This is a genomic window from Cecembia lonarensis LW9 (assembly GCF_000298295.1).
GTDB classification, from domain to species: domain Bacteria; phylum Bacteroidota; class Bacteroidia; order Cytophagales; family Cyclobacteriaceae; genus Cecembia; species Cecembia lonarensis.
In genome coordinates this window covers 1-1,953 of record NZ_AMGM01000173.1, presented here as the reverse complement: position 1 = coordinate 1,953, position 1,953 = coordinate 1, and the positions used below count along the sequence as shown (strand labels likewise).

At 39.9% G+C, this 1,953-nt stretch carries 2 protein-coding genes; both read right to left on the bottom strand.

What is annotated here, in order from left to right:
• Positions 1-983 (bottom strand): AAA family ATPase (locus tag B879_RS20605; protein ID WP_040401501.1); only part of this gene is annotated, 983 nt, incomplete at its 3' end.
• A gap of 716 nt (positions 984-1,699) precedes the next feature.
• On the bottom strand, positions 1,700-1,953 hold a 254-nt coding region (locus tag B879_RS23305; protein WP_238542185.1), incomplete at its 5' end, for a hypothetical protein.

Genomic DNA, 1,953 nt, shown 5'->3' with positions numbered 1-1,953 from the left:
ACCGCACTTCTATTTTTATAGATGAATCTAAACCAGAAAGATAAAAAATGGTCACTGATTTTATATTTAACTGTACGGCTACCCGGTTTTGCTAAAATCGGACGAATCTGTCGAATGATTTTATATTCCTTTTCTAAACGTGCCAAATATCCACCTGTTTCCATTTCAAGTATGGATTCTATTTCCACTCTTGCCGTTTTTCCGGCTGCGATAAGCGAAAGAATGGAGAAGTAGTTTCCATACTCTTTGCCAAATTCTTCAATCAGCACATGTTTTCCTTCATCCAGAAACAAGGAATTTTCAGTTAGAATAGTATCCACAATGGCATCCTTAGAAAAAGCCACGTTTTGCACCAATAACTCAACGTATTTCGCTACCCCACCTGTAACGATGTAGAAAGTTAAAAGATCTTCAGCTGAATAAGCTGGTGCATAATCGTTAAGTATTTCTTTTAGCGTGTCGATATTAAACGCCTGAATATGCATGCGTTGCGTTGCTCTTCCAAAAAGGGGTTCTTTTGCATTTTCAAAAATGCGGGTCATCATGGAGTAAATTGAACCACAAGCTACGAGATTAATCCTACTCTCTTCCTTATTCGTGTCCCATATCCGTTGCATATCTGAAAAGATAGCAGGATTGATGCTATTCAACTCTTGAAATTCATCGATAATTACCGTGAAATGCATTTTTTTGGCAGCCTGCATGAGGATTTCGAATAAGACAGCAAAAGACTTTATCTCTCCATAAATAGGAATGGACAGCTTGTGTTTTACTTCTTCTATGAATTCTTCACAAAGCAATGCTTCATTCTTTTTTGCTACAAATAAGTAGATTGTGTTTGTAATGTCAAATGCACGCAGTAACAAACTGGTCTTGCCGATACGCCTTCTGCCCACTACGAAAGTCAATTGCGCAAGATCTTTAGACAAAGTGTGAACTTTCCTTAATTTTTCTAATTCTATTTCTCTGTTGTAGAATTTCATACTTTATCGTAATTTAAATTACCGTAATATATGTTACGATGTTAAAATTACCATATTGTTAGTTTATTTGCAAGAGCAGGACCACGGTTAAGGTTAATGTGTTCAAGCGTTTAAGGTTCAGGATGACGTTGCTAAAGACAAGCTCGTAACCCCACTTTTGCCTTTTTACTTTTGCCTTGGCTCTTCCACTCTTCATTCATCATTCATCATTCTACATTCCAAACCCTACTTTTTACTTTTGCCTTGGCTCTTGGTCCTTAAAAATTACCTCTTAATGAAACCCTTAAAGACCTTAACTCCTTAATGGTTTTCTCTCCTTTTTTCTTCTTTTCCTCTCTATCATCGACTCTGTGTAACTCGGTGACTTCTCGGTGGCTCTCGGTGTAATAAAGCCAAGCGTAGCGTTTCTTTTTCTTTTTACTTATCTCCTAATGTAGAGGAGATCCCCCGTAATGCTACGGGGCAGGCTTTCACCTCCGCAAGCTCAGGTTCAGGATGACGTTGCTAAAGACAAGCTCGTAATCCCACTTTTGCCTTTTGCCTTGGCTCTTGGTCCTTAAAAATTACCTCTTAATGAAATCCTTAAACCCTTAACTCCTTAATGGTTTTCTCTCTTTTCTCTTCTTTTTCTCTCTATCATCGACTCTGTGTAACTCGGTTTGTATACCCACCCTGCATCCTGGCCCCTCGCTAAAATGATCCAAAGGGATCATTTTTTAACGCTCGGTCCTTCGGTGAATCTCGGTGTAAAGAAGCCAAGCGCAGCGTCTTTTAGATTTCTCTCTACGTTCCCCGCCTGACCGGACGGGCAGGCCCGCCTGACCGAACGGGCAGAGAAATGACAAGGAAAAGTCTTTGACACTAGCAAAGCTGCTGAGCTTTTTAAAAGCTCGCGACACTTGGCCGTGGCGGAACCATGACAACCATGACAACCCGACAACAATATTGTTCTTAATGAAACCCTTAAAGA